Source organism: Accumulibacter sp. (assembly GCF_031732815.1).
In the GTDB taxonomy this organism is placed as follows: Bacteria; Pseudomonadota; Gammaproteobacteria; order Burkholderiales; family Rhodocyclaceae; genus Accumulibacter.
Genome location: NZ_JAVMKF010000206.1, coordinates 17718 through 20243, shown reverse-complemented (window position 1 = coordinate 20243; position 2526 = coordinate 17718). Strand labels below are relative to the sequence as shown.

The 2526-nt window shown below is 63.7% G+C and carries 2 protein-coding genes and 1 pseudogene; all 3 read right to left on the bottom strand.

The window, feature by feature from the left end; all coding sequences use genetic code 11:
- A partial coding sequence (locus RKP46_RS13210) for a cbb3-type cytochrome c oxidase subunit I (RefSeq protein WP_311107062.1) occupies window positions 1-1151 on the bottom strand: 1151 nt, incomplete at its 3' end.
- Window positions 1148-1957: a cytochrome c biogenesis protein CcsA gene (gene ccsA, locus RKP46_RS13205; RefSeq protein WP_311107061.1), complete on the bottom strand. Its 810-nt coding sequence runs from the start codon at window positions 1955-1957 to the stop codon at window positions 1148-1150. The genes RKP46_RS13210 and ccsA, both read right to left, overlap by 4 nt.
- Window positions 1944-2526, bottom strand: a pseudogene (locus tag RKP46_RS13200) (hypothetical protein); the annotation flags it as partial. The gene ccsA and the pseudogene RKP46_RS13200, both read right to left, overlap by 14 nt.

The window sequence follows — 2526 nt, the reverse complement described above, 5'->3', positions numbered from 1 at the left end:
GCCAGTCCGCCCATCATGAGCAGGATGCCGTAACCGTAGCAGGCGAGTTGCAACCTGACGAAGCGCGTCTCCGGAATCGATACGCCGAGCGCCGGAAGGAGCCGATAGCTCACTGCCATGAAGGCCAGGGTAACGGCGCCGATGGTTCCGTGATAATGGGCGGTGATCAGCGTCGTCTGCCCATTGATCAGCGCGCCGAGCAGCAGTCCGGCGACGAAGAGCAGCAGCGACAGCCCGTAACCCGGTGCCAGGCCGCCGCGGGGCGCCAGCAGTGCCACCATGCAGCCCAGCAACAGTGGCGCCTGCCAGCTCATCCATTGCATCAGCCAGGTATAGAGGTAGGTATGGGCGGTTTCGTCCGGCGCATGCAGCAGCGGCACCGCCAGACCCGCAACGACGGGAAGAAGGCTGACGCCGACCAACAGCCGCAGGAAGCCGGGGGCGATCCGCCCCGCCGCCTTCGGCGCCAGCATGAGCCAGCAGCACATCAGGAGCCCGGCAAGAGTGAACTGCCACAGGTGGCCGGCACCCCAGAACAGGGTTTCAAAGAACAGGTAGCCCGTCTGCCCCGTCATCTGCCACCAGGTTAAGGCCAAAAGCACGAAGACCGCCAGCGTTTCCGCTGCTGCGAGACGCAGCAGGGTCGACTGCAGGCTGGCAAGTCCGCCCTCCGGCGACCAGAAGGGAACGCCGACCCAGGCGCTGATCGCTTTCAGCATGATCCCAAGCCCGAGCAGCGACAGGCCGCCGAGGAATAGCGCGTTGTCGAGTACCGGCAGGTAGTTGCTCATGATGGGCGGCGCCTTTCCTGACAGCACGGACAGGGTGATGCCGGAAACGCCGAGCACGGCGAGCAGCCACGCCGCACGGTCGATACGCTCGGACTCCCTGACCGCCACCAGGCTCCACAGCACCGCGGCGAATGCCATGAACCAGACACCCTGCGAGAGATTGACGTGCAGGACGAGCGCCGTCCGATAGAACTCTGTCCCCGGAAAGAGCGTACCCAACGCCGGTACGCGCGCCAGGGCGATGAGGATGGCGAAGAGCCCTGAAATGGCAACCGCGGAAACCGCCAGCAGCAGCCAGCGCCGCGCCCTTGCGGCAGCAACTTCGTTTACGGGATGGATGAACGCTGTGCTGCGAATCATACCGCCCCCTGATGCGCCGATTGCGTGACGAAGGGAATACCGAAGAAGGTCAGGAAGGCGGTAACGAAGACGGCGATGGTCATCCAGGCGCCGACGCGCGGAGAGATGCGAAAGGTGATCCGCGCGTGCAGCGAGATGGCAACCATCAGCCAGGTAATGAACGACCAGGTTTCAAGCGGATCCCAGTCCCAGTAGCGCCCCCAGGCATCCTGCGCCCAGATGGCGCCGGCAATCAGCATCAGCGTGTGAAACACGAAGCCCACCGCCACCCAGCGGAATCCGAGGTCACTCAGCCGATCGTTGTCGGGGAGACGATGAAAGGTCTCGCTCCCGAAGCGGGTCGCACGCGACAGGATGATCCCAGACAGCCCCACTGCTACCAGCATGGCCCCCATGAAAACCTTGGCAAAGCCTATGTGCACGAAGAGCCAGACGGTGTGATAGGTCGGTGGCAGGCGCGTTTCGCCGGGGCTTACCGTCATCAGCCAGCCCATCATGATGAAGAGGATGGGCATCACGACGGCAGCCATCGGGCGGACCACCGGAAGCCGCCAGTAGGCAATCGAGAAGACAAGCATCAGGCTCCAGACGTTGCTTGTCAGAATTTCGAACATCGAGACGAACGGGCCGTGACCCAGCCGCTCCCAACGCATCGCGATCGAGGCGGTATGCACCAGGAGACCGACGACCATGAGCGCAAGGACGTAGCGATCCGGCCGCTTTTTCAGCATGACGCCGAGAATCGCGAGGCTGCCTGCGAGGACGTAGGCGACGACCGCGCCCCACAGGACCCTAAGTTCGTTCAATGCTTCCAATGACTGCTCCGGTTGTTTGCGTGTCGTTGCAGGAGACCTGCCCCGCGCCCGCCGGGTTCCACGGCTGGCGGGAGAAGTGCTGCCAGAAGTGCAGCGAAAGTGCGAGAGCAGCGATCGCGGAAGCGAGGAGAAGCCAGGGAATCGTGCCGTCCCATACGACGAGGTAGCCCATCCAGGTAGTGAGACCAAGATACTGCAGGGAGCCCTCGGCAAACCGGATCGCCGCCGGGCGGTAAGGGTCGATCTCCCAGCGCTGCTCACCGTGGCGAACGACGACTCGGTAGTCCTCAGGCAACCTGAACTCCGCCTCACGGTCGTCTGGAATGAGCGTCTCGTCAAACTGCAGCATGGCCCAGACCGGGTCGGCAACGCCAGGCAGCTTCCACTCCTGTGCCTGCTTCAGCGCGTTGGCCGGATATCCCGGAAGATTCACCGAACCGACGGCAACCGGTCCGCGATTGGGCTGCCAGCGAAAAACCAGCGCGAAGCCCTTGTTCCATGTCGTGTAGAAGCGGTAGCCGTTGCGGACGAGCGGCTTGTCGTCGCCGATCACGGCATCC